The 26,750-nt window shown below is 44.0% G+C and carries 20 protein-coding genes; 12 read left to right on the top strand and 8 right to left on the bottom strand.

The genetic code is table 11. From position 1 onward, the window contains the following. Nucleotides 1–117: 117 nt before the first annotated feature. Entirely contained in the window at nt 118–1,518 is a 1,401-nt protein-coding gene (asnS, locus tag IX91_RS08720; protein ID WP_004746161.1) for an asparagine--tRNA ligase, read from the bottom strand. A gap of 180 nt (nt 1,519–1,698) precedes the next feature. Then, nucleotides 1,699–3,312 (bottom strand): methyl-accepting chemotaxis protein, encoded by a 1,614-nt coding sequence (locus IX91_RS08715; protein WP_004749284.1) that lies wholly within the window; start codon nt 3,310–3,312, stop codon nt 1,699–1,701. Nucleotides 3,313–4,069: 757 nt separating this feature from the next. Here IX91_RS08715 and IX91_RS08710 point away from each other — a divergent pair. The 4 genes from IX91_RS08710 to IX91_RS08695 all read left to right on the top strand — a co-directional run bounded on the left by IX91_RS08710 (nt 4,070) and on the right by IX91_RS08695 (nt 8,526). Next, nucleotides 4,070–4,537: a hypothetical protein gene (locus tag IX91_RS08710; protein ID WP_004746163.1), complete on the top strand. Its 468-nt coding sequence runs from the start codon at nt 4,070–4,072 to the stop codon at nt 4,535–4,537. Nucleotides 4,538–4,712: 175 nt separating this feature from the next. Continuing rightward, nucleotides 4,713–6,203, top strand: a complete 1,491-nt coding sequence (locus IX91_RS08705) for a SulP family inorganic anion transporter (RefSeq protein WP_004746164.1) — start codon at nt 4,713–4,715, stop codon at nt 6,201–6,203. 125 nt (nt 6,204–6,328) lie between these two features. Then, the gene (locus IX91_RS08700) at nt 6,329–6,955 is read left to right on the top strand and encodes a hypothetical protein (RefSeq protein ID WP_004746165.1); all 627 of its coding nucleotides are present in this window, start codon (nt 6,329–6,331) and stop codon (nt 6,953–6,955) included. Nucleotides 6,956–7,371: 416 nt separating this feature from the next. Further along, complete coding sequence (locus IX91_RS08695; protein WP_004746166.1) at nt 7,372–8,526, top strand: amino acid permease; 1,155 nt, start codon at nt 7,372–7,374, stop codon at nt 8,524–8,526. Nucleotides 8,527–8,582: 56 nt separating this feature from the next. Here IX91_RS08695 and IX91_RS08690 read toward each other — a convergent pair whose 3' ends face one another. From IX91_RS08690 to IX91_RS08670, 5 genes are all read right to left on the bottom strand, one after another. After that, complete coding sequence (locus IX91_RS08690; RefSeq protein ID WP_004746167.1) at nt 8,583–10,190, bottom strand: endonuclease; 1,608 nt, start codon at nt 10,188–10,190, stop codon at nt 8,583–8,585. Nucleotides 10,191–10,439: 249 nt separating this feature from the next. Then, a complete protein-coding gene (gene tpdA / locus IX91_RS08685; protein ID WP_004746168.1) occupies nt 10,440–12,152 on the bottom strand; it encodes a cyclic di-GMP phosphodiesterase TpdA in 1,713 nt (570 codons plus the stop codon). A 227-nt stretch (nt 12,153–12,379) separates the two neighbouring features. Then, entirely contained in the window at nt 12,380–13,741 is a 1,362-nt protein-coding gene (locus tag IX91_RS08680; RefSeq protein ID WP_004746169.1) for an L-serine ammonia-lyase, read from the bottom strand. Nucleotides 13,742–13,835: 94 nt separating this feature from the next. Continuing rightward, nucleotides 13,836–15,089: an aromatic amino acid transport family protein gene (locus IX91_RS08675; protein WP_004746170.1), complete on the bottom strand. Its 1,254-nt coding sequence runs from the start codon at nt 15,087–15,089 to the stop codon at nt 13,836–13,838. A 289-nt stretch (nt 15,090–15,378) separates the two neighbouring features. After that, nucleotides 15,379–15,987 carry a CoA pyrophosphatase gene (locus IX91_RS08670; RefSeq protein ID WP_004746171.1) on the bottom strand — a complete coding sequence of 203 codons (609 nt, stop codon included), beginning with the start codon at nt 15,985–15,987 and terminating at the stop codon, nt 15,379–15,381. A gap of 84 nt (nt 15,988–16,071) precedes the next feature. Here IX91_RS08670 and IX91_RS08665 point away from each other — a divergent pair, with 84 nt between their 5' ends. Together IX91_RS08665 and IX91_RS08660 are read left to right on the top strand one after the other, a co-directional pair. Next, nucleotides 16,072–16,614 carry a heme NO-binding domain-containing protein gene (locus IX91_RS08665; protein ID WP_004746172.1) on the top strand — a complete coding sequence of 181 codons (543 nt, stop codon included), beginning with the start codon at nt 16,072–16,074 and terminating at the stop codon, nt 16,612–16,614. Nucleotides 16,615–16,619: 5 nt separating this feature from the next. Further along, nucleotides 16,620–18,317, top strand: coding sequence for an ATP-binding protein (locus IX91_RS08660; protein ID WP_004746173.1), 1,698 nt, complete (start codon nt 16,620–16,622; stop codon nt 18,315–18,317). A 300-nt stretch (nt 18,318–18,617) separates the two neighbouring features. On the opposite strand, the gene pabB is transcribed toward IX91_RS08660, so the two are convergent. Then, nucleotides 18,618–19,982 (bottom strand): aminodeoxychorismate synthase component 1, encoded by a 1,365-nt coding sequence (gene pabB, locus IX91_RS08655; RefSeq protein ID WP_004746175.1) that lies wholly within the window; start codon nt 19,980–19,982, stop codon nt 18,618–18,620. Between the two features lie 169 nt (nt 19,983–20,151). Here pabB and IX91_RS08650 point away from each other — a divergent pair, with 169 nt between their 5' ends. From IX91_RS08650 to rimJ, 6 genes are all read left to right on the top strand, one after another. Further along, complete coding sequence (locus IX91_RS08650; RefSeq protein ID WP_004746176.1) at nt 20,152–21,675, top strand: fumarate hydratase; 1,524 nt, start codon at nt 20,152–20,154, stop codon at nt 21,673–21,675. A 122-nt stretch (nt 21,676–21,797) separates the two neighbouring features. Continuing rightward, nucleotides 21,798–21,983: a hypothetical protein gene (locus tag IX91_RS08645; protein WP_004746177.1), complete on the top strand. Its 186-nt coding sequence runs from the start codon at nt 21,798–21,800 to the stop codon at nt 21,981–21,983. Between the two features lie 119 nt (nt 21,984–22,102). Then, on the top strand, nt 22,103–23,479 hold the full coding sequence (locus tag IX91_RS08640; protein ID WP_004746178.1) for a YcjX family GTP-binding protein: 1,377 nt from the start codon (nt 22,103–22,105) through the stop codon (nt 23,477–23,479). Next, nucleotides 23,476–24,525, top strand: coding sequence for a YcjF family protein (locus IX91_RS08635; protein ID WP_004746179.1), 1,050 nt, complete (start codon nt 23,476–23,478; stop codon nt 24,523–24,525). Before IX91_RS08640 ends, IX91_RS08635 begins: the two co-directional genes overlap by 4 nt. 100 nt (nt 24,526–24,625) lie before the next feature. After that, on the top strand, nt 24,626–26,170 hold the full coding sequence (tyrR, locus tag IX91_RS08630) for a transcriptional regulator TyrR (protein ID WP_004746180.1): 1,545 nt from the start codon (nt 24,626–24,628) through the stop codon (nt 26,168–26,170). Then, complete coding sequence (gene rimJ, locus IX91_RS08625) at nt 26,171–26,749, top strand: ribosomal protein S5-alanine N-acetyltransferase (RefSeq protein WP_004746181.1); 579 nt, start codon at nt 26,171–26,173, stop codon at nt 26,747–26,749. Nucleotide 26,750: the final 1 nt, after the last annotated feature.

Genomic DNA, 26,750 nt, shown 5'->3' with positions numbered 1-26,750 from the left:
CACTGTGATCATACTGCGTCACAGTATTAATTATGATCCAAGCAGGGAAGGTTTGCGTATTTGATAGATACAAAAAAGCCTCCGATTTCGGAGGCTTTTGCTGTTGTTAACTTCGATTTAGAAGTTTGCAGAGCGTGGCGTACGTGGGAATGGAATCACGTCACGAACGTTGCCCATACCCGTTACGTAAGAGACTAGACGCTCAAAGCCTAGACCGAAGCCAGCGTGTGGCACAGTGCCGTATTTACGCAGGTCACGGTACCAGCTCATGTGTTCAGGGTCGATACCCATTTCGCGCATACGAGCATCCAGTACGTCTAAACGCTCTTCACGTTGAGCACCACCGATGATCTCACCGATGCCTGGTGCTAGAACGTCCATCGCAGCAACTGTTTTACCATCGTCGTTAGAACGCATGTAGAAAGCTTTGATGTCTTTCGGGTAGTTCTTAACGATAACAGGTGCTTTGAAGTGTTCTTCTGCTAGGAAACGCTCGTGCTCAGAAGACATATCGATACCCCATTCAACAGGGAATTCGAACTCACGACCAGAATCCAGAAGGATTTGGATTGCGTCAGTGTAGTCAACTTGAGCGAAGTCAGAAGAAACAAACTGCTCTAGACGAGTGATTGCTTCTTTGTCGATACGTTGAGCAAAGAACTCAAGATCGTCACGACATTCAGCAAGCACTGCTTTGAATACGTATTTCAGCATATCTTCAGACAGCTTAGCGATATCTTCTAGATCAGCGAATGCAACTTCAGGTTCAACCATCCAGAATTCCGCTAGGTGGCGGCTAGTGTTTGAGTTTTCAGCACGGAACGTAGGGCCGAATGTGTACACTTTGCTTAGGGCACAAGCGTATGCTTCTGCGTTTAGCTGACCAGATACTGTTAGGAAGGTCTCTTTACCGAAGAAATCTTCATTGAAATCTACGTCGCCTTTTTCAGTGCGAGGCAGGTTTTCCATGTCTAGCGTAGATACGCGGAACATTTCACCAGCACCTTCCGCATCAGAAGCAGTGATTAGCGGCGCAGATACCCAGAAGTAGCCTTGCTCGTGGTAGAAGCGGTGAATCGCTTGAGACAGGCAGTTACGAACACGTGCAACAGCACCGATTACGTTTGTACGTGGACGTAGGTGTGCTACTTCACGTAAGTACTCGATAGAGTGACGTGTTTTTGCCATTGGGTAAGTTTCTGCGTCTTCAACCCAGCCAACAACTTTTACGTCAGTTGCTGCTAGTTCAAAGTCTTGACCTTTCGCAGGAGACTCAACAATCTTACCAGTTACTTCAACAGAGCAGCCAGTAGTCAGCTTTAGTACTTCGTCTTCGTAATTATTAAGATTATTAGGGACCACGGCCTGAATCGGGTCGAAACAAGAGCCGTCATAAATGGCAAGGAAAGAGATTCCAGCTTTGGAATCACGACGTGAACGGATCCAGCCACGAACAGTTACTTCACTGTCTACTGCTAGCTGACCTTTCAAAACGTCTGATACAGGCGCGTAAGTCATGTTTTCAATATTCTCCATTGAGGTAAAAATTCAACCCAATGTTGCAATACTCACCGAATAAATAATGAGCAAACATTGGGTTGGATAGAATTCTATAGATTCAATGGAACATATTACCTTTCAAATATTATGCTTCAACCTTTATTGTCATTTAGTCGAACAAAAATACCCATTATTCGCTTATTTCTTTGTTGAAAGGGTAAATTGTGCCAACAACTGCTCTAGGTGTTCAGAAAGTTGCTCAAGATTCATACTGATGTCTCTTGTTTGCGCCGCTGACTCGGTAGTTTGGTTCGCATGTTGGTTTATCACTTGAACTTTACCTTGGACCTCATGACTTAAGTGCGCAGTGCTACTCGATTGTTGCTGGATACTGTTTGCATGAGCAAGCGCTTGTTTCATCTCATCTACTACTTCATTCATTGCTTGTGAAAGAAGCTCAATTTCATTTGAACGTTGATGTGCTGTGCCACAAACGGTGTCGACGGAAGAGAGTGACGCTTCGCTGTCTTTTTGGAACTGGGCGATGATGTTTTCGATACTACCGGTTGCTTCAGCGGTGCGACTTGCAAGGTTGCGCACTTCGTCTGCGACTACGGCAAATCCGCGGCCCTGTTCACCCGCACGCGCTGCTTCGATAGCGGCATTTAGGGCGAGAAGGTTGGTTTGCTCGGCAACGCCTTTAATCACTTCCAAGATGCTCGATACTTCAGCAGTTTGATCGTTAAGTTCAACAATGCTTTCTTTTACTTGCTCAATATCGGTCACTAAGCTCTTAATCTCGTCACTTGCGCCATGCGCCTGACGGGCACTTTGTTCTGCAATATGAGTGGTGTGTTTGATCAGAGTTGAAGCTTCTTCCGTTGCGGATTCTACTTGTACTTGTTGCGACTGCATCTGTTCAATATTGCCGTGAACTTCCGCGGTTTCCGCTTGCTGGTTACTTGCTGCAGAGTCAGTGACTTGTGCGACTTGCGTCAGTTCACTGGCACTTGCAGCGACCTTGTGAGAAGTCGACTGAACCTGCTCAAGGCTATGGTTAACGGTATCCATAAATGAGTTGATGGCACCTGATAGCTGACCAATCTCATCGGTTTGTTTTGTTACGAGTCGTTGAGAAAGATCTTTTGTTTCACTGACGCTTTGCATAAAGCCGGAAGTCTTCTGAATTGGACGAACAATGATCTTTCTAATTAAGCCCATTGTGACTAAAAAGCCGACAAAGCCGAATGCAGACATGATAGCCAAAGCGATAAAGGCGCGTTGGCTAATGAGTTGGTTAACATGAGATAAGTTGTACTCTAGGCGAATCGCCCCTAACACTTCACCTTCTGGTGCCATATGACAAGCGACACAGTTAGTTCCACGATAGTTTTCGCTTGATTTCATCGGCAGAGCGACCACGATTCCTTTGCCCCATTCAGCGTTAATAGGTTCAATGATCATTTCACCAGCAAGAGCACGTTTATCGATGTCATCGATAGGGTTTTGGTTTTCTTGCCCAGGTCCGTAGAGCTTACTGACTGCGTCTGCTCGAAGAACTTTGACTTGTTCAATGCCATCTTGAGCGAGGGCTTTTTGCCTCAAAGTTTCTTTTTGAACCATGGTACCCGTCAGCATCATCATGTTTAGGCTGTCAAAATAGTTACTCGCCTTGTCGTGGAGTTGTTCGCTCAAGACGGAGTTTATTAATTCTCGTTGCTGCAAGTATTGGTATGTTGTTGACGCTACAAGGACTAAGCCAAAAACCGTTAACAATGTAATGAGCAACTTTGTAGTAATAGTTAGGCGCATTATTGGATATAAATTTATAATATTGGAATAGACATCAACATATTCTCCTATATGCAAATAGGAAGAAAGGCGTCAAATTTTATACTGTGACCGCACTCTCTGTAAGGGTATTGTAAATGTGATGTAAGGTACGTGTAATCAAATCTTTGACGTAGTGACGTAAAATCGACGTGCTTGAGACGCGATGATAAGTTGTTTAAATATAGTGGCTTATAAGCAGTAGCGGTCAAGGAATACTTTTGCTCATGTAGAGTCTTTTGATGGGATAGAACTTAGGTAAATCCGGGGTTGGCAAAGAAGAGATTGCGCACAAAGATCGACGATACGAGAGAGGCTATCAGACGATAGTTATTTCGTTGATTCTGAATATTTATTTTCTGATGCGCCGTGCGTATGTTAATTCGACTTAATGAGATTAGAAAAGTGCAATCATTGTTTTTGAATTTCGCAATGTATAAAAACCTAGCAACAGATTATATTGGCGCGGAAGTCGTACTTGGCTTAATGTTTTGAATCTATCATAGGAGTTTAACGTCACGTGTTAATTACGCCGCCTTAAGTATCAATTCTCTCCCAACCTACACCTAAGCCGAGCGCCCGCTCATCTGAACTACGAGTGAACTTTAAGATGTCTGTATTGGCAGGGTTTACTGTACGCGTAAAAAGAGAATTTTATGATCATATATCCAATTCAAAAACAGTTATGCATGGATAGAGGAGCCTTAAGAAAACAAACATCGACACAAGGATGTTAGTAATGAAGTTGCTGATAACTATTGTTTTATTCGTATTGCTTGCTGGCGCTAGCGCATTAGCAAAGTGGAATGAAGATGAACGATTCTGGAAGAAGCATGCCCTTGCTAATCCAGATGTCGATGAACAGCGAGCGAGGTTCGTTGCTAAACGCCTTTCACAAATACCTACCGATGAAAGGGAACAATTGGAATCTGAGCTGGAACATTTAGAGCAGCTTGGTGAACAGTTAACCCCCCAACAAAATGCACGTTGGTGCGATATCTATCTTTACCTACAAGGCGAGTCTAGCCTTAATCCTACTCTCAATGACGGTGAGCGAGCTTTGACGATTGATGAGCTGATCGATGAGGCGAATTTATTAGCTGACTTACTCGAGCAGCAAGGTCACTCCCAAACCCTATTAGCAAGGTACCGACAACTTTCGTTCAAGATAGATTTGCTTAGTACTAAGTACAACTCTGAGCTGTAAGAGTTATCTGGTAGCCCGAACAATGAAAAGAGGAGTTAACCCTAGTGTTAATTACGCCGCCTTAAACAACACGATTCTCTAACTTTCACTTAATGAGCTGAGGCTCATCGATTTAACAAACTAACTGATACCTGAAACAGGGTAGGGTTAGTGACATCATTACAAAGAGAATTTCATGATAAAAACACTACAAACACATTGGCTTTCAAACATCAAAGGAGACAGTTTAGCAGGCATTGTTGTCGCGCTTGCGCTTATCCCAGAAGCGATCGCTTTTTCAATTATTGCAGGGGTTGACCCAAAGGTGGGGTTGTACGCGTCATTTTGTATTTGTGCTATTACCGCCTTGGTGGGGAGTCGGCCAGGAATGATATCTGGCGCAACTGGGGCGATGGCTCTGCTAATGGTAACCCTTGTTAAAGAACACGGTATTCAATACCTGTTTGCAGCGTCTTTTTTGACTGGGGTGATTCAAATTGCTATAGGTTATTTGAAGCTAGGCAATCTGATGAACTATGTATCGAAGGCGGTCATTACTGGCTTTGTTAATGCTTTAGCGATTCTCATTTTCTTAGCTCAATTACCAGAGCTCACAGATGTTTCAAGTAGTGTCTATGTACTTGTAGCGCTAGGGCTCGGCGTTATTTATCTCTTTCCTTACTTCCCGGGGTTAGGTCGTTCGGTTCCTTCTCCTTTGGTCGCGATTGTTGTAGTGACGACCATTGCCTTAGCGTTGAGACTCGATGTGAGAACGATAGGCGATATGGGCAAATTACCTGATTCTTTACCCACTTTTCTCATTCCAGATGTTCCGCTTAGCATAGAAACATTAACTATTATCTTGCCCTATTCCATTGCCCTATCGATAGTGGGTGTACTTGAGTCACTGATGACAGCAACTATAGTCGATGATTTAACGGATACTGAAAGCAACAAAAACAATGAATGCAAAGGGCAGGGGATTGCCAACCTTGTTTCGTCGCTGTTTGGAGGCATGGCAGGGTGTGCGATGATCGGTCAGTCGGTGATAAACATTAAGTCTGGTGGGTTAACCCGTTTGTCTACCTTAGTTGCAGGGCTAGGTTTACTTTTGATGGTTGTCTTTCTGTCTGATTGGTTGACTATGATCCCAATGGCAGCGTTAGTTTCGGTAATGATCATGGTCTCTATTGGCACTTTCTCTTGGCGCTCGATAGCTGAGCTCAAAGATCATACATGGCCTACCAATGTGACCATGGTTGTGACTGTAATAACCGTCGTCCTGACACACAACTTAGCGATAGGCGTCCTAGTTGGCGTAGTTTTGTCGGCTTTGTTTTATGCACATACGAGCAAGTCTATGGTGTTTATTTCAGATACGGTGATTGTTGAAGATGTCCAATCGGTTCATAAAATCAGTGGAAACGTATTTTTCGCCTCGTCAGATGCATTTATCGATATGTTTGATTTTGAGTCTGCTACACCGAAAGTCACCATTGACGCAACTCACGCCCATTTCTTAGATAACACAGCGGTAGAAGCGTTGGACAAGGTTGTATTTAAGTTCAGGAAAAAGGGTTCTAAAGTCGAAGTGACAGGGATGAATGAAGTCAGCGAGCGGCTGATTAGAAAACATGCCATGTTCCTCAAGCATGAAGAGTTAATGGCGGTCTCAATTACTCACTAACTTAAAGCCAGCGTATTCGCTGGCTTTTTTTGTTTCTAAAACAAGCTATTATCTATATATCCAAACAATATATACGTGTAAGCTCATCGAATTAAAGCGTAGCGAGTAACAAACAGGGTAGGCATATGGCATCAAAGATCGGTTCGGCGATTCAACTTGTATTGGCGCTTTCAATCTTCTATTTGGGCTATACCATTCATAGCATGACCACTAAGGTCGGTGAAATTGTTGAAACTTACCCTCAAGTCATTGAGGACATCAGCACGCTTTCAGACAACCTGCAGATAAATGAGTGGTTAGCCATCGCAGATACGCTTGAGCAGCTTGTTCCGAATGCTTTGAAAAGTATTGATGATGTCACCGCAGCGGTAAACGCAACCAATAAAACCGCCGCTTCTATTGACGCAAAAATTCCGTCGATTGTTGAAGAAGTGAGTTTGTATCGCCAGTCTGTGATTCCGTCGGTCATTGATGAAACCAAACAGTATCGCACTCATGTCATCCCCAAAGTACTGGTGGAGAGTGAAGGATACAGGCTAGAAACCGTTCCTCTCGTGGTGGCGGAGTCTCAAGCTCTGCGTAAAGAAATTCCGCCTGTTTTAGTCAAAGCCGATCAGATCGTCGAAAAAAGCCAAGATATTGTTCAGCAAGCAACGCAGGGAGCAGTAAAAGGCGTGATTATGTCGCCCATTGATCTGATTCGTGATGCGGGTAATGAGATAAAGGGAAGAGTAGCGCCAACGGAAGAATAGTATTTCTAGCAGGCGTAAATCTAATGAGTGGGTTAGGTTGTTATTTGACCAGTTGAAAACTAACCCATTGCAATCATAGCTTCAGCCTATAAGATGAGGTTATCTCAGATCGAGATAACATAGCGCAGGATTTGCTATGCTTTTCCCAACGGATTGTCTTTTACTTAGGACATCTTAATGATTTTCAAAATTACTACCCCGATTCTGGAGCCAACAGAAGGGTCGCCGCATAAGGCTTCAAACAACCTAACCTCTCTTTTTTCTTCTTTAGCACTCTTCCGCTTTTGCAATACCCTCTTGCAGCCTTATTCATTTTCTCGATTTTATTTTTCGTATTGATTCTCCCTTATCTCAGTACGTCTGCGCACCAAGCGCATAGCTTCAAAATTTAAATAATATTTACGGTTTTAGAGAAAATGAATACAAAACTTCTGGGCAGCGCGCTCATTATTTCTGGTACAGCGCTTGGCGCTGGTATGCTTGCAATTCCTATGGTACTAGCCCAATTTGGCTTATTGTACGGAACCCTTTTAATGGTACTGATTTGGTTTGGTACCACATATTCAGCATTACTTTTGCTCGAAGCAACCATCAAATCTGGTGGCGGGTTAGGACTTAACTCGATAGCTCGCAAAACGTTAGGCAAGGGCGGACAACTTGTCTCCAATGGTCTGCTCTATGCTCTGCTCATCTGCCTATTGATGGCATACATTCTTGGCGCAGCAGACTTGTTGTCTCAAGGCCTTTCCGCTCTTGGATTGTCGATTAGCTTCACTCAAAGTCAGATTCTATTTACTTTGATTGCTGGTGCGATTGTTGCGTGCGGTACAGGCGTGATCGATAAGCTTAACCGAGCGCTTTTCTTTGTTATGATCGCAAGCTTGGCGGTTACTTTACTGGTGCTTCTGCCAGAGTTTTCAACGCAAAATCTTGCTCAAGTGAGCAACAACGATCAGATCGGTTTGATTCAAACCAGTGCAGTGCTGTTTACCAGTTTTGGCTTTATGGTTGTGATCCCAAGTTTGGTGACTTACAACAGTGAGGCGACAGACAAGCAGCTAAGAAATATGGTTATTCTTGGTTCTTTGATCCCTTTGTTTTGCTACCTGTGTTGGTTGTTTGCTGTCGTCGGTAACTTGCCGCCAGAACAGCTCAAAGAATTTGCTAGCGTTTCTGAGTTGATGGCAGGCTTTGAGCATGACGCACCTTGGATTGGCACAGTGTTGTCTCTGTTTACAGGCTTAGCGCTGCTGACATCTTTCTTCGGTGTTGCAATGTCACTGTTCCACCAAAACAGCGATACCTTCAAACAAAATCGTGTAGTCACTTATGTGCTGACCTTCGTATTGCCGTTAATCGGTGCGATCATGGCTGCTGATCAGTTCTTATCTGTTCTGGCTTACGCGGGAATTATCTTGGTATTTCTGGCCGTTTTCGTTCCTCTTGCTATGGTCTACAAACTAAGAATAGCGAACACCTTAAGTGAGCGTTATGCTGCTGAAGGCGGTAATGCAATGATGTTATTTGGGCTGGCTTTTGGTGGGTTCTTGCTTGTATCGCAAGTAATATAGTCTCTTGTTAGAGAGATGGAAATAGGCGCTTAATAGCGCCTATTTTTATATAGGGGTTAGTTTCCCCAAATTTGCGTGACAAACTCAGGATGGTCGATAAATGGGTTTCTATTTCCTTGGAACTCAAATACGGCTTGATTGCGATTCACTTCCTTAGTACTGACAGGATCCTCTTTGTGCCAACGCTTTAACATCGAAAGAAGCCAAGGTTCAAATACCGTAGTGCTGTTACCGTTTAGCACTGCGTCTGAATTAGAGCTATTGTTTTGCCAGCTTCCAATCACATTTTCATAGCGAGTTGCCATATAGAAATACGCACGAGCAAAGTCCCCTTTGAATTCATCTATAGGTTCAAACACTGTACCGCTGTAGCCTAATGAACTGCTAGCGCTACCAAGTTTTGAACCATTGCTTGAGACATAAGTGGTACTTGCCACCTCACCAAAAGGCCAGTTACTGCGTTTCGCATTAACGTAACCGTCGGTAGCGAACAGGTGATGGGCATCGGAGTTCATTGGTTCTACCTTGCCACCAAACCAGCTTTTAGGGAACGAGTGTTCTCGGTTATAGCAATCGCCTTCCTTGCTATATTGCCCGCACTGGTCAGTCACTTTAGTGAAGTTGATGGAGTCCGATGTTTCTGGTTTTTCGGAATAGACGTCGAGAATTGAACCATCTTTCTCGTAGTAGTTATCTATGTCGGCGTCTTTAACTAGAGTCCAAATGGCGGAATAGCCGCGACTGTTGTGATCCTTGATGATGTTATACAACGAGGTTTTTAGCTCAAATCCGGATTTCCCTTGTGCAGACTTATAGTAGTCGCTGGTTGGCGGTGGGGTAGTAGTGCCAAGAGTAAAGTTAGTGGTTTGGCTGTTTTGGAATTGACCGCCGGACGCGATGACTTCTTGACCATTTTTTAACGAATAAGCACCATTACCAGAGTTACAGCAAATCCCATCTCCGTAGCTATCTAGGATTGTGAATTGATAGCTGCCATCGTCGAGACAAATATCCTTGGTATAGGTGGTAGAGTTGCTGTAACCCTCTCCGGAAGCGACAACGGTCGAGCCACTGTTTTTGATGTTCCAAGAAGTTTCTGAACCATATTGATCGGTAGTCAATGAGAGGGTGAGATTAGTCTTATCGCACGTCGATGGCTGAGGGGTAGAGGAGTTTGTTGGTTGGAAATTGTCAACGTAAACCGCTTCTGAACCGTCAAAACCAGATACATCGTAAAATCTGAGTCCAACCTGAATGTCTTTATTAGTGGTGGCAGTATACGTATAGGTGAGATCTTGCCACTGGTTTGTTTTGGATGGATCTGAATAATTCTGGTATCCGTCTACGATAAGCCTCGCTTTCACCTTGCCTTCTGTATGAAAGATAGCGGCCGAGATTGGGTACGTTTTTCCTTGCTCTACAGAGATTGTTTGCAAAAAGTCGGTGTTACTCTGAGTAGCCGTATTGATGGTGATAAGAGCGGATAAACCACCACTTTTTATCTGGACACTCGATGGGGCAACAGATATACCAGAGTCGATAGTTGTCCAGCTAGCGGGTGTGCTTCCATTCCACTGTTCAAAGTCGCCATTTTGTATTTGTGCTAAAGCCATAGGGGAACACATCAATGCGACTAGGGTGAGTTTATTCATTTTTATTGTCATAGGTTTTCTCATTGGATTAAAAAATCACAACTAAGATAGGTATTTACTATGTCAATAAGTTTAAGTTGTGTCGCATTTTTATTTGTTTGAATGATTTGATTTTGCAAAATTATGCTGAATATCTCACAAACAACAGATTGGGGTGATATAAACGTCAACTGATATCTGCTGGGTTTAAATTGGAAAGGCGAGTCTTTGGCGGAATATATGCAGAGAATAAAGGTGGCTAAGCCACCTTTGTTTTGAGATTTAGGCGAGAGCGTAATAAAAGCCCTGATGTATTTTGGCTCCAAGCTTTGTTAGCAGGTGCGCACATTCCGCCGTTTCAACACCTTCAACAATGATTGTACATTGGTAGGCTTTACCCATAGCAATGAGTTGACGAACCGTTTCAATTTTCTTTTCGTCTTGGCGCATGCCAATAACAAAGTCTCGGTCAATTTTGAGGTAATCAGGCTTAATTTTTCCGATCAATTCGACGTTGTTATTGCCAGTCCCAAAATCATCAATGCTAATTTTACACCCAAGGGATTTGATCAGACGGATATTGTGGTAAATCTCATCGGTATAATACATCGAAGCGTTTTCAGTGATCTCGATGGTTAGATAATGGCAATCGTATTGGCTTAAACATTGGTATAGCGAGCGAAAATTGTCGCCTTTCAATAGAGAAGGGCAAACATTGACACTGACCGGAGCAAGCAAGTTAGTTTCTTCGGCATACAAGGTCTTGATAACCAACAATGTGTGAGTGAGCAGTAAGTCCCTTGCTATCAGCGTTTCAATAAACTTCTGTGTATTCGAAGTCGTGAAACGGGAAAGGGCTTCATAGTGCAGATTTACGTGTCCCTCAGTGTCATAAATAGGTTCTAGTTTCATGCTAAATCGCCTAATACCTAGGAAATATTGGCTAATTGCAATCAGGTTTTTGTAGCGCAGCATTATGACCATTAACACGGTAAATAGCAGGATATTACGTATAGGGTTGGATATGTAAAAAAGCTCCGTATAGCCTGCATCTGTTTCCTTGCTTATTGATGGTCGCCCATCTGTTTTACCCACCTTGAGTGATGTACCCGTGTTGGTGCAGATCTTAATGCCTTTAAGAAAGAAACTTGATAGATGGCCCTCTATACTTCGAGATAGGTTAATGTTCTTTACTCGCACCACCATAGTCGTTCCTTTCTTTTCGAACTCATGCATGATGTAGTTGCTGTTCTCAAGCCATTGATCATATTGTTGTTTGCTTACAGGCATAACATGTTCTGGCGTCACTAAGCAGCGAGTATTGTATCGATCGATCATCATACTCGATTCAACTAGCTCTACTTGATCGAACATAGAACTCAGTGTTGTTTGATCTGTAAAACAGCTTTGCTCAGCGAGAGCGTCTGTGAAGTCGTTAACGTCATTGAAGTAGCTTTGCTTAATAAGGGCATTAATAGTGATATAGCAAATAAAAACGAAACCAAGACTCGATAGCATTAAAACAAGCCCGAGATCAAAATAGAGTTTTCGATTGGTTAGGCAATATTTAAGCGCAGTGACGACAGCATGCTTAGCGACTTTATTGACTCTTTTTTGTTGGTCGGCTCCATTTTTCTGGTTGTCGTGACTTTCGAAAGGAACGAAATATCCGACCCGATGGATGTTTTCTATGATGTTTTTTCTTGTTTCCAGATGAGGCTTGATCAGCTTTTTAAATTTTTTACGCAATGAGGCGATAACATTCTTAAAGCCGTTTTCTGGCAATGTTACCTGATGATTTTGCGTGAGCTTATTCTCGATAGCTCGTTGGCAGATTGGTGAGTTTAATGTTCCGTATGCGGATATAGTGCTTAATATTAGATATTCGTTGTCAGTAATGGAAAGGGATGCATGTCGTTGGTGATCGATCTCGATTAAGAGTTCGTCTTCCGACAGGCACACACAGATTTGACTTCCAAGTTCAAACCTAATCATTCGAATAATAACCCCTGAGTTGAAAAGGGGATGAAGTTATCAATAAATGAAGCGTTTGGATGTGATTAAATGCGAGCATATCCAAAGTATTTGGATATAGCGACATATTTATATTTTTTTATAAACTAAACCAAACGATGTATTTATTTCGTGAATGGTGTTGTTTGGAGTGATAATAAAAAAGCCCGAGCAATAGCTCAGGCTTTATTTTATAAGGTTTGGCGCGATTAGCAGATGACTTTAACTGCTAGGCCACCCTGAGATGTTTCACGGTATTTAGCATTCATGTCTTTACCCGTCTCTAGCATAGTTTCAATTACTTTATCCAGAGAAACTGTTGGCGCTGAAGAGCGGCGTAGAGCCATACGAGTCGAGTTGATTGCCTTAACAGCAGCGATACCGTTACGTTCGATACATGGTACCTGAACTTGACCTGCAACTGGGTCACAAGTCAGACCTAGGTTATGCTCCATTGCGATTTCGGCTGCCATACATACTTGCTCTGGGCTACCACCCATAAGCTCAGCAAGACCCGCTGCCGCCATAGAACATGCCACACCAACTTCACCCTGACAGCCAACTTCAGCACCAGAGATAGAAGCGTTACGCTTGTATAGACCACCGATTGCACCAGAAGCTGCAAAGTAACGGATGTAGTCTTTCTCTGTGACTGTTTGAATGAACTTGTCGTAGTAAGCCAATACCGCTGGAATAATGCCACAAGCACCGTTAGTTGGCGCAGTCACAACACGGCCACCCGCAGCGTTTTCTTCGTTAACAGCGAAAGCGAACATGTTTACCCAGTCTACAACAGACATAGGATCGTTCGTTGTTTTCTCTGATGTTAGAAGCTGCTGGCGTAGTGCTGCTGCACGGCGAGGCACACGTAGAGGACCAGGCAAAATACCTTCCGTATTCATACCGCGATCCATACACTCACGCATGGTTTTCCAGATGTTAGCAAAATAAGTGCGAGACTCTTCGTCAGAATGAAGTGCAGCTTGGTTTTTCATTACCAGCGTGCTGATAGAAAGACCGCTTTCCTTACACTGATTCACTAGCTCTTCAGCCGTAGTGAACTCGTAAGGAGCTTTCACTGGGTTTTCTTCTTCTTTACCGAAGTTCTCTTCATCAACGATGAAACCACCGCCGATAGAGTAATAAGTCTTAGAGTAAATCTTCTCTTCACCGATCCAAGCATGAATTTGCATGCCATTTTCGTGAAGTTCAAGGTTAGTAGTATGGAAGTTCATACCACCCTCTTTAGGGAACGATACTGTGTGACAGTGCATGCCAACAGGAAGGCGCTCAGTTTCTTCTACGCGAGCGATAAAGCCCGGAATAGAGTCAATATCAACTTTCTCAGGGGTATTGCCTGCAAGACCCATGATGATAGCAATATCGGTGTGGTGACCTTTCCCTGTCAGTGATAGTGATCCATAAACGTCGACGGTAATTTTAGTGATGTCGCGCAATTTTCCCATTGAGCGTAAATCATCAATAAATTCTTTACCTGCTTTCATTGGGCCTACAGTGTGTGAGCTAGAAGGACCAACGCCGATCTTATAGATGTCAAAAACACTAATCATATCGATTACCTCAGAACAAAGCCTCCCAAGGGGTGGGGAGGCTTATTTATTATCGTTATATTCTTGGTTTAATCAGACTTTATAAAGCCTTGGATTAAAGAGCGCCGTAGATTACAGAAGTAATTGCCGCAATACCACAGATTGCTGTGAAAATCTGTACAGGTGCAGAAGTTTTGTACTTCGCCATAGCTGGCACTTTCTGCATTGCGAATACTGGCATTAGGAATAGGATTGCCGCAATCATTGGCGCACCCATTGTTTCAATCATACCTAGGATGCTCGGGTTAACGATAGCCACGATCCAAGTAGTGATAACGATGAACAGTAGAGAACCTTTTTCAATCTTGCTTACTGGCGCTTCAGAGCGAGATTTGATTAGACCTACTAGACCTTCGTGTGCACCTAGGAAGTGACCGAAGTAGCTAGATGTGATCGCTGCGAATGCCACTAGTGGACCCATGTAAGAGATAAGTGGTGATTCGTGAACGTTCGCTAGGTAAGAAAGAACTGAGATGTTTTGCTCTTGCGCCATTGCTAGTTGCTCTGGAGACAGAGATAGAACAACTGAGAATACGAAGAACATTACAAAACCCATTAGCATCATCGCTGCGCCGCCAGTGATAGTGTCAGTTTTCTGAACTGCATTTTCACCGTGAACACGACGTTGCTCTTTAGAGAACTGAGAGATAACAGGGCTGTGGTTGAAAGAGAATACGATGATTGGAATTGCTAGCCAAACAACAGATGGCATAGAAGACCAGTCAGGTGCCACTTCTACCATTGAGCTGTTCCAATCTGGAATTAGGTAGAAAGAAAGCGCAAGTAGGATGAACACTAGTGGGTATACCAGTGCAGATGTCGCTTTCAGCATTAGCTCTTTACCAAACACTACGCCCGCAGTCATTGCAGCGATTAGTGCGCCTGACAGGATTGGACGAGGAATTGATTCCATACCCATTTGGTTAACTAAAAAAGAGTCAACCGTGTTTGTGATACCAACACCGTAGATAAGAACGATTGGGTAGATAGCGAAGAAGTAGGCAAAAGTAATAAGGTTTGCGCCAGTCTTACCAAAGTGTTCTTCAACAGTGTCAGTGATATCAGCTTCAGGGTTTTTCGCAGAAAGTACGAAGCGAGCAAGAGATTTGTGAGCGAACCAAGTCATTGGTGCTGCGATTAGAGCAAGGATAACTAATGGCCAAAAACCACCTGCACCTGCTTTAATAGGAAGGAAAAGTACGCCAGCACCTACAGCGGTACCGAAAAGTGATAGACACCAAGTGAAGTCTTTGTAAGTAAACTTACTAGACGATTGTGCGGTCGAAGCCGCAGTAGTTGTAGTATTCATTTTGTGATACTCATTTTTGGGAACAGGAAATAAGTCGGGGGCAATTTTGCATAAAAACCTTGCACGAAAACTAGATCTAAATCATGAATTGATTCAAGTTATAACATGATATGTCAAAAACAGGTTTTTGCTCACGAAAATGATGTGCTACTAGTGATTTATGCTAATGCGATGCATTAGTAAATCTAATGTTGTTATGAATTTGTTTAATGTATGTCTCAGAAAACGTTTCCGTTATTGATAAACAATTTAACTAATGTGAATGGATTTGTTTCATTTACCAGAGTTATTAATGCTGATTCATAATGTGATTTTGCATCGCTTGTATGATTTGCGCGGTCATACCCCAGATAAAATGAGAATTGTAGGAAAGCCCAAACACTCGATGTGAAAAATTGTTAACTCGAAATTGCTGACTGTGTAATTTTTCTCTATCTAAAACTACAGTAGCAGGCACTTCAAAAACTTCATCGACTTCATTTTTGTCAATGCGTGTTTGATAATTAGGAGAAATGAATCCCAAGAAGGGGGTGACTGTAAATCGACTTATTGTTACCAGTTCTGGCATTTGACCAAATATTTCAATTTGGCTTTGCTCTATTCCTACTTCTTCATAAGTCTCTCGTAACGCTGTGTGGGATAAGTCGATATCACTAGATTCGAATTTCCCACCTGGAAAGCTGACCTGACCGGGGTGATGTTTCAGATGCTTGGCTCGGCGAGTGAAAAGAACATTAATGCCGTTTTCGCGTTCGACAAAACCAACCAACACAGAGGCTTTACGTAAGTGGGTTTGATTGAGGTGTGAGACACGGTTGAGAGCTTCTTGGTGATAGTCAACGGTTTGGTGCATTTGAAATCGCTGGATCAAGTGATTTTTATTTAGCTCAGACAACACGTTAGCTCCTTTTGATATTTGAAAAAGCCTTCAATATGGCTCATGCTTTCTACTACACCCATTAGCGCAAGGATGGCGTAATTAATGAAAGGTATTATCTTTACTGAGTTTATGGACTTGGTTGAACAAAAATTTGGTTTAGAAGAACTGGATAGCTTGCTTTCCGCTGTGGGTGATGATGGCGTCTACACTTCTGTGGGCAGTTATGACCATCGCAACTTGGTCAAGCTCATCATGCAGCTCAGCGTTCGGACGGGTATCTCACCAGAAGATCTTCAACGAGTTTTTGGTCAGTCAGTTTTTAATAACCTTTATAACACCTTACCTGATAATAATAGCTTACAAGAGTGCAAGTCGACGTTTCAATTTATTAAATTGGTCGAAGACTATATCCATATCGAAGTTAAAAAACTTTATCCCGAAGCCAACCCTCCTTCCTTCATATTTATCTCTGAGGCGGAAAGCGAGATGGTCTTTGACTATCATAGTGCCCGTTGTATGTCTCATGTCTGTTTAGGTTTAATCGAAGGTTGTGGTGAGTTTTTTGATGAGAAGATAGCAACGACGATGGAAAACTTGGCGGAAGATGGCAGTCAAGTTCGGTTCAAGGTGAGTGTAGTAGGATAGCCTAAATGGATAAGGACACCCCTTTAGAAAGAAAGCTAGCCAGAGAAATAGCTGCTCGTAAACAAGCCGAAGCGTTATTGGAGCAAAAAAGTTTAGAGCTGTACGAGTCTAATCAGCATTTGAAGTTGGTGCTAACGCAGCTAAAAAGGCAAACCCATAGTGATCTGCATAAGCTTGAATTCGAACAGCATATCAGTGAAGCGTTGATCCACTTCGGCAGGGCATTTTTAAGCCGAACGCTTGATGATGGCTTGATTGCCAATTTACTCGAAAGACTCACGGCTTCTTCGGCATTGTCTGGTGTAGGTTTGTACATTGAGCCCGAGCTGATGAACTCGGTTATCGGCAATGTATTTGGTTCGGCGGAAGAGAAAGATTTAAGCTTAGTGAAACCCTATGCGATCTGGCACAGCAATTCATTGAAGCTACCGATCGAAGTAGAGCATAAAATTGTCGGTGAACTGACTGTTGACTTGACTAGTGAAGATATCGACCGAGAGTTTGTGGTTAATCAGTTATTACTGGTTGCCGAGTTATTATGCAGCGCGATCAGTCGCCAACTGATTGTGACAAGCAACCAAGAAGCGAGAGCGAGGGCTGAAGAGTCAGAACGCTCGACCAAAGAGTTTGTTGCCATGATCAACCACGAACTCAGAACGCCTCTCAACGGTTTATTAGGCAGCGCTGAACTGTTAGCCGGAACTCAGTTAGATGAAGAGCAACAAACCCTGCTAAGCAACCTTTCGCATTCAGGCGACCTGCTTCGCCATATCATCAATGACATCCTCGACTTTAGCAAAATGAGTGCAGGGATGATGCAGTTGATTCCCTCGCAATTCTTATGGTCAGAAATGCGAGAAATGGTGTTAGGTATCTTCGAAACAAAAGCGCTAGAGAAAGGGGTCGGCTTTGAGATCATTGAACAAAACACGATTCCAACGGCTCTGATTGGTGACTTTGAACGTATTAGTCAGATTCTGATCAATTTGGCGGGCAATGCGATCAAGTTTACCTCGCACGGTAAGGTGATAATCAAAGTTAAGTGGGAAAACGAAAACTTAATCTTCGCTATCTCTGACACTGGGATAGGGATCAGTGAAGAGTCGCAAGCGCAATTGTTCACACCATTTGTTCAGGCTGATAGAACCGCGAAGCGAAACTTTGAAGGGACAGGGCTAGGTCTCGCGATCTGCAAAAATCTTGTCGAGTTGATGTCTGGCGAAATATCGCTCTCTAGTGAAATCGGAAAAGGAAGTACGTTTGAAGTGCTTTTGCCGCTTAAAGAAACCGCTGAGTGGACGGTGAGCGCTGGTAAAGCAGAACAGAAAACCCAATTTAAGCCGCTAGATGAGCTATCCATTCTTGTGGTTGATGATATTCGTATGAACCAAGTCATCATCAATCAAATGTTAAAGAAGCTCTCAATTACTCCTGATATGGCAAATAATGGCCTTGAGGCGATCAAGGCGTTTAATTCTGCTAGCTATGACCTTGTCTTTATGGATTGCCGTATGCCCGAGATGGATGGCTTTGAGGCTACCGCGTACTTAAGAGAGCAGGCGTATACATTACCCATCATTGCGTTAACGGCGGGAACCACGCTTGAAGAACGCGAGAAATGCATCCAGTGCGGTATGGATGATATTTTAACTAAGCCCTATACGGCCAAAGATCTAAAACTGATGCTCGAAAAATGGAGCTAGCCTGCACCAAAGTTGCGGGCACTTGTTTAAATAAATTTGATGGCATAGAGAGCGAGCAAGAAATGCTTCCTTTTATTATTGTTATGTTATAACATTTCTTAATGCCCGAGCTTGTAGCGCTTACTATAAATTAGAGTTGGTTAAGCTAAGAGCAGAATTTCAAATTGTTGCATGGGCTGTTAATTCTCAGGCTTTGGTGTTGAAGGGGTTCTCACTGCTACGTCTATGGTAAGGCTGCCCATGCGACTCTCTCCTTACAGAAAACGCTGCAGACAGTCAGCCTGTGCCCCTTACCATTGTTTACTCTAAGATCGGCAGGATCTTACTCAACTTATCAAGCGTCTCTTGGTACTCCGCTTCACACTGGCTATCAGCGACTAGACCGCCTCCCGCCCATACGTGGATGTTCCCATTTTCAGCGACTAGCGTACGAATTGTAATACTGGTGTCCATACGACCATGTCGGCTTACATAGCCAATACTGCCGCAGTAAGCGCTTCGACGGTGTGGCTCTAGCTCTTCAATAATTTCCATTGCGCGAATTTTAGGTGCCCCTGTGATAGAACCACCCGGGAATGAGGCTTTCAATAAGTCCGCTGCGCAATATTGGTCATCGAGCTTGGCACAAATGGTACTGACTAAATGGTGTACCGCAGGAAAGCTCTCTATATCAAAAAGTTTGGGTACGTGTACGCTGCCAGGTTTCGCCACTCGGCCAACATCGTTTCTTAGTAGGTCAACAATCATCAGATTTTCGGCTTGATCTTTTTCTGCGTTAGCAAGTTCATAAGCCGCATTTCGGTCTGCTTGTGGATCAGCAGAGCGTGGGCGAGTTCCTTTAATAGGCTTTGTCTCAATTTCATTGTCTTTCACCTGTAAGAAACGTTCAGGGGAGACACTTAGAATCGCGCCGTGCTCCGTTCTAACGAAAGCAGAAAATGGACCTTGGTTTACCCCTTCAAGCCTTTGATAAGCTTGCCACTCACAACCTTGGTAAGGCGCACTGAATCTTTGTGCCAAGTTAATCTGGTAACAATCTCCAGAGCGCAGGTATTCTTGAACTTGAGCAAACTTGCTGCTGTATGACTCTTTGGTCATATTAGATTGCCAACCACCACTCAGTGCAAACGCTTCAACTTTATTCTCTTGCTGACTGGTCAGCCATTGCCATTTCTCTTCAGTGTCAGAGCCGACGACATAAGCGGATTTCTCTTTATGGTCGACAATCAACGCCCAATCATAGAGACCAATCGCCATGTCAGGGGTGACGAGATCTTGTTTGGCAAGAGATGGCATTCGCTCAACTTGGCGACCTAAGTCATACGAAAAATAGCCCAAAGCACCGCCAATAAAAGGTAGTTCACCACAATATTCGAGGTTAGGCAAAACTTGAGCTTGCACTCGCTTAAGCAGTTCAAATGGGTTGTCGCTTGAGGTTTCCTTTACGCCTTCAGTAACGATATAGCTCTCGGCACCAAGGGTGGTAATCGTTGCTATTGGATCTGCCACTAGGATATCAAATCGACTATCAACGTGCGTTCTGGAAGGAGAGCGCAATAACATGGCCCAAGGTCGCTGGTGAATGTTAGCAAAGTGTTGGGCTGCAAGGTCTAGCTGATAAGGAATCGGTTTGATTTCTAAGCGATTTGACTTGATGTTATTCATTTGTTTAATTTGTGACAAAGAGATCGTTGATTACGTGGCGTGTTGAGGAAAGCAAGAGTATCATAATGACCACAAAGGTCGCTACACCAGTGTTTTGCAAATATAAAATCAACAAGCAAACGTTTGTGTTCGACCATAAAAAGGAAGCAAAAATATAACGAGGCATGCAATGACCGTAATTCGCCAGCAGGATGTGATCAGCAGTGTTGCTGATGCACTCCAGTACATTTCTTATTACCATCCATTAGACTTTGTCCAAGCCCTAGAAAAAGCCTATAACCGTGAAGAGAGTCAAGCGGCGAAAGATGCCATTGCTCAAATCCTAATTAACTCTCGTATGTCTGCAGAAGGCCATCGCCCGATCTGTCAGGACACTGGTATTGTGACCTGCTTTGTGAATGTGGGCATGGGTGTTCAGTGGGACTCAACGGAGCTGACTGTTCAGCAAATGGTTGATGAAGGTGTGCGCCAAGCATACAACAACCCAGACAACCCGCTACGTGCCTCGGTTCTTATGGATCCAGCAGGTAAGCGAATCAACACTAAAGACAACACTCCTGCCGTTGTTCACATCAATATGGTGCCGGGCAACAAGGTTGAAATTCAAATTGCGGCGAAAGGCGGCGGCTCAGAAAACAAGACCAAGATGGTGATGCTTAACCCATCGGATGATATCGCTGAATGGGTAGAGAAAACACTACCTACAATGGGCGCAGGTTGGTGTCCTCCAGGTATGCTTGGTATCGGCATTGGTGGTACAGCAGAAAAAGCGGCGGTACTGGCGAAAGAGTCTCTGATGGAGCACATCGACATTCAAGAGCTGATTGACCGTGGTCCACAAAATGCAGAAGAAGAGCTTCGCCTCGATATTTTCAATCGAGTTAACAAGCTTGGTATTGGTGCTCAAGGTCTGGGCGGTTTGACTACCGTTGTTGATGTTAAAATTAAAACGGCACCAACTCACGCCGCTTCTAAGCCAGTGTGCTTGATTCCAAACTGTGCCGCGACGCGTCACGTCCATTTCACGCTTGATGGAACTGGCCCTGCAGATCTTCAACCACCTAAGCTTGAAGAGTGGCCGGATATCACTTGGGAAGCCGGTGCGAATACTCGCCGTGTTAATTTAGATGAAGTGACTCAAGAAGAAGTAGAAAAGTGGAAAACAGGTGAAACCGTTTTACTTTCAGGCAAAATCCTAACAGGTCGTGATGCAGCACATAAACGCATTCAAGGCATGCTGCAAAGTGGTGAAGGCTTGCCTGAAGGCGTCGACTTCAAAGGCAAATTTATCTACTACGTAGGTCCAGTTGATGCTGTGGGTGATGAAGCGGTTGGTCCTGCTGGTCCTACGACTTCTACGCGTATGGATAAGTTTACCGATATGATGTTAGAAGAGACGGGCATCATGGGCATGATTGGTAAAGCCGAGCGCGGGCCTGCAACAGTTGAGTCGATTAAAAAGCATAAAGCGGTGTACCTAATGGCGGTAGGCGGTGCGGCTTACTTGGTTGCTAAAGCGATTAAGAAAGCGCGCGTGGTTGCATTTGAAGACCTAGGCATGGAGGCGATCTACGAATTTGAAGTAGAAGATATGCCTGTGACTGTCGCGGTTGACTCAAACGGTGCAAACGCTCACCAGATTGGTCCAGACACTTGGAAAGTAAAAATCCAAGAAATGGAAGACCAAGCTTAATTGTCACTGTTTAGCTTGTGAGAAATCACTGATTTAATTAGTGAAAATTTGACAAAGGTGGAGCGAATGCTGCACCTTTTGTCTATATAGTTTAGAGTTGTAACCCTAAGTCAGGAGTAAAAATGCCACGCTTTATTCAAATCTTACAGATCATCATCGCGGTGGTTATTGGTGCTTTCGTCGGATATGACCTTATTCTCCATGGCATCAGTATCTTCGATGAAAAGTATGTCACCATTAGCTGTGCTCTGTTTGTGCTGTTAGAAATCGCTCTGTTTGTCATCTACAAATTGATCGAAGACGACTAACGTTTATCGTTTTCGCTGATACACTAAGCCTCTGATTTTTATCAGGGGCTTTTTTGTTCATCTAGGATTAAGATTAGAGCCGCTAAGCTAAAAGTGTGATTGAAACAAAGAGAACGTGAATGAAGCAAATTACTCAAGAAGTTAATGATTTACTTAGCCGTACTATGGACTCCCATGTTCGTATTGCCGTGACAGGTCTTTCTAGAGCGGGTAAAACCGCATTTATTAGCTCGCTCGTTAATCAGCTTCTCCATACTTCAACTCATGAAAATCTACCGTTATTTTCCGCAGCGCGAGACAAGAGATTAGTCGGCGCCAAGCGTGAGCCGCAAACCAATATGCTTGTTCCGCGTTTTGCCTATGATGAGGCAATGCAGCATGTACATTTAGATCCGCCGATTTGGCCGGAACCAACTCGCGACGTGAGTGAGATCCGACTGGCAGTAAAATATCGTCCGCAGAAAAAGACCAAAAAGTTGTTCGGCAGCACATCTACTTTACACATCGATATTATCGATTACCCGGGTGAGTGGTTACTTGATTTACCTCTGCTTGATATGGACTTTCATCAGTGGTCGCAAAGTCAGTTCGAGGCATTGAAAGGTAAGCGTAAAGAACTGGCTCAGCCTTGGCTAGAACGGCTTAAACAAATTGATTTAACTGCGGAGTTAGATGAAAACCTTCTTGCAGAAGTCTCTGTGCTTTACACCGAGTTTCTTCATAACTGTAAAGAGCAAGGTTTGCACTGGGTGCAGCCGGGCCGGTTTGTCTTGCCCGGAGATTTAGAAGGTGCCCCGGTGCTGCAGTTTTTCCCTTGTCAGTTTGAACAACAAAGCAAAGCAGAGAAAGGCTCTAACTTAGCCATGCTCAAAGCACGCTATCAAGAGTACCAACAGAAAGTGGTTAAGGCGTTCTACAAACATCACTTTTCGACTTTTGACCGTCAAATCGTGCTGGTGGACTGTTTACAACCGCTTAATGCGGGCTATGAATCATTCCACGATATGCGTCATGCCCTAGAACAGATCATGCACAGTTTCCGCTATGGTCGAAGCAATATCTTGAAGCGCTTGTTTGCTCCTCGAATCGATAAGATATTGTTTGCCGCAACTAAAGCTGACCATGTAACGCCGGAGCAGCACACCAATTTGGTTTCTTTGCTCCAGCAGATGGTGCATCCGGCATGGCAAACCGCGTCGTACGAAAATATTGAAATGAACTGCATGACCATGGCATCGATACAGGCAACGCAAGCAGGCTTTATTAGTAAGGGCGACCAATCTTACCCTGCGATTCAAGGGGTCACTATGGATGAGCAAGCACTTACAGTGTTTCCCGGTGAAGTACCCAAAAAGCTGCCCGCTCAAGACTACTGGCATGAGAAAGGCTTCGAGTTTACTGCCTTTAGACCCCAACAATCTTCACCGGATGAGCCTTTGCCGCATATTCGTATGGATAAAGCACTGGAATACTTAATCGGAGATAAGCTGAAATGACAAACAGTGATAAAGCGCAGTTTAAACAAAAGCAGGTCTTCGATGATGCTTTGCACAGCGAGCAAGAAGACGTACAACCGGATCTAACGGCACATATGCACTTTCAGCAGTCCGAGCAATTCATGCCTGTTGAAATCGATAATGAGCAGGAAGATACCGCTGCAGAAGCTGAGCTAGAGCAGGTCATAAGACCAAAATCAGGTTCTAAATGGCTAGCGACAACTCTGGTCGGTACATTTGCGGGTTTGGTCGGTTGGCAAGCAGTAGACAACGTTGTTACGGCGGTTCAAACCGCAGACTGGCTCGCCTTGGGTTGGTCAGGTTTTATCGCGACGGTTTCATTACTTGGTGTTGGTGCGATTGGCAAAGAATTGTTCAAACTACGCAGGCTCCGTAATCACTTCAGTGTTCAGGAACAAAGTGAAGCGCTCATCCATTCAGACAGTGTAGGGCAAGGCAAAGCTTTTTGTGAATCGGTAGCAAAGCAGTCTGGTATTAAGCGAGAATCACCGAGCTATGACCGTTGGGTGAACAGTATCAATACGTCACACAGCGACGCAGAAATCCTCGATATGTATGACGCTATGGTTGTTGCTGAGCAAGATAAAGTCGCAACAAAAATCGTTTCTCAACATGCAACGGAATCCGCTGCTCTGGTCGCCATTAGCCCACTTGCAGTGGCTGACATGATGCTAGTTGCTTGGCGAAATTTCAAAATGATCGACAATTTAGCCGAGGTGTACGGAGTAGAACTCGGTTATTGGTCGCGCCTGAAGTTATTTAAAGCAACATTGGTCAATATGGCGGCCGCTGGTGCGAGCGAACTTGCGGTTGATGCCAGTATGGATCTGATGTCTATGGATCTGGCTGGAAAGGTTTCAGCTCGTGCAGGGCAGGGGTTAGGTGTAGGTATTTTGACTGCGAGGTTAGGTCTAAAGGCAATGGCACTGCTTCGCCCAACTCCTTGGCATAAAGAGAGACAAGTTAAACTGGGGGCAATACGCAAGAGGATTGTAGAAAAAGTCGCCGCAATAACAATCAAATAGTGCGAATGTGAAGCAGGTAATATCTGTTTACTTGACGAGGATCTAGGCTTAAGGGAAACTACTGTCAACTTTTCGTGACACCTTATTTAAGGACTTATCCGTGCGTCTTGAAGTTATCTGTGAAGACAGACTTGGTCTGACTCGTGAGTTACTCGATATTCTTGCTTCTAAAAACCTTGATCTTCGAGGCATCGAAATTGATGTCTCTGGGATTATCTACTTAAACTGCCCTGATATTGATTTCGATACTTTTAGTGAATTGATGGCAGAGATTCGCCGTATTTCGGGTGTTAAAGACGTTCGCAAGATCCAGTTCATGCCAATTGAACGTCACAATAATGAACTGATCTCTCTTCTTAATAACCTTCCAGAGCCAGTATTAGCCATTGACCTAAAAGGTAATGTTGATATGGCAAACCATGCAGCACTGTCGCTGTTTGGTTGCGAAGAAAGCGAAATGATTGGTCACCTCATCACCAATTTATTGCCTAATTTCAATTTTGCAAAGTGGGCTGAAGGCAATATCGCGCGTCAAAGAGAAGAGATCGTGATCAGTGGGCTAGATTACACGATGGAAATCATGCCGGTATACATTTCGGATGAGACCAATGAGTCTGTGCTAGCAAGTGCGGTAATGATTATTCGCTCTACTCAAGAAAAACCGCTGTTTGACGACTCGCTTCCTCTACACAATAACCTTGGGTTTGAACATTTTGTTGGCGTCTCTAACCGTCACAAAGCACTGATCAGTCAAGCGAAGAAACTTTCTATGCTTGATCAGCCTCTGCTAATTCAAGGTGAAACTGGGACAGGCAAAGAGATGCTCGCTAGAGCGTGTCACAACCGTTCCCATCGAGCTGCGAATCCTTTCCTAGTATTGAGCTGTGCTTCAATGCCAGATGGTGTTGCTGAAACCGAGTTGTTTGGTCACGCGCCAGGCTCATTTAACCATGAGCAAGGCCACAAAGGGATCTTTGAACAGGCGAATGGGGGAACGGTATTTCTCGATGAAATCGGTGAGATGAGCCCGCACCTGCAAATCAAGTTACTTCGTCTACTACAAGACGGCACGTTCCGCCGTGTGGGTGAAGAAGATGAAATTCATGTTGATGTGCGCGTCATTGCGTCAACACGTCATCAGTTAGCGGATTTAGCCGAATCAGGTTCGTTCCGTGAAGACCTGTTCTACCGCCTAAACGTACTGACCTTGTTAATTCCACCGTTAAGAGAGCGTTCGAATGACATAGCGCCGCTACTGGAATTGTTTGTGGCGAAGTACGTTAAGCAGCTTGGCATCAATAAACCTTCCATTGATGAGACTTTGGTTGATCAGTTGGTGAGCTATCAGTGGCCGGGTAACATGCGTCAGTTAGAGAACATGGTGCTGCGCGCGTTAACAGAAGTTGAATCCGATACCCTGACCGCGGATTTGTTCCACTTACCGCAACTTGAAAGTGCACCTTCAAATGCACCAACTTTGAATTTAGACGGTTCGTTAGACGAAATCATGAAAGAGTACGAATCTCAGATACTCGAACGTCTTTATCAATCTTTCCCATCAAGTCGAAAGTTAGCTAAGCGCCTTAACGTGTCTCACACATCTGTGGCGAATAAGCTGCGTGAATATGGAATTAGAAGAAACTAAATGGAAAGAATTAGCACTCCCACGTCAGTTTATGAAGTGGATGACGACATTGTACTTCGCACTGCGGAGCCAACTGATGGTTACTTAATCTCTGAGTATTTTATTGCTAACCGACAGCACCTTAAAGAGTGGGAACCAAAGCGTGAAGAGGGCTTTTTTACGTTATCAGGCTGGACACAGAAACTGATTAAGCTCAATGAGCTACACAGAATGGGACTTGGTTACTATCTGTTGATCATCGACAAAGAGAGCAATGAAATGTTGGGGACGGTGTCGTTTAGCAACATCTCCCGTTTTCCCTTTCATGCTTGTAACGTTGGCTACTCGTTGGCTGCGAATGCGCAAGGCAGGGGAGCGATGACACGTGCTCTTAAGCTTGCTGTGAACTACATGTTTAAGGTGCAGAATATTCATCGAGTAATGGCCAGTTATATGCCGCGCAACCATCGTAGTGAAGCTGTTCTTGAACGCGTCGGTTTTACCAAAGACGGCTTTGCTAAAGATTACTTACTTATCAATGGAAAATGGGAAGATCATAATCTTACGTCGCTCATCAACCCAAACTGGAAGGACGCTTAAC

Origin of the sequence: Vibrio tubiashii ATCC 19109, from assembly GCF_000772105.1 — a bacterium.
Lineage (GTDB): Bacteria > Pseudomonadota > Gammaproteobacteria > Enterobacterales > Vibrionaceae > Vibrio > Vibrio tubiashii.
The sequence above is the reverse complement of the archived record's forward strand: the minus strand, read 5'-3'. Positions and strand labels throughout refer to the sequence as shown.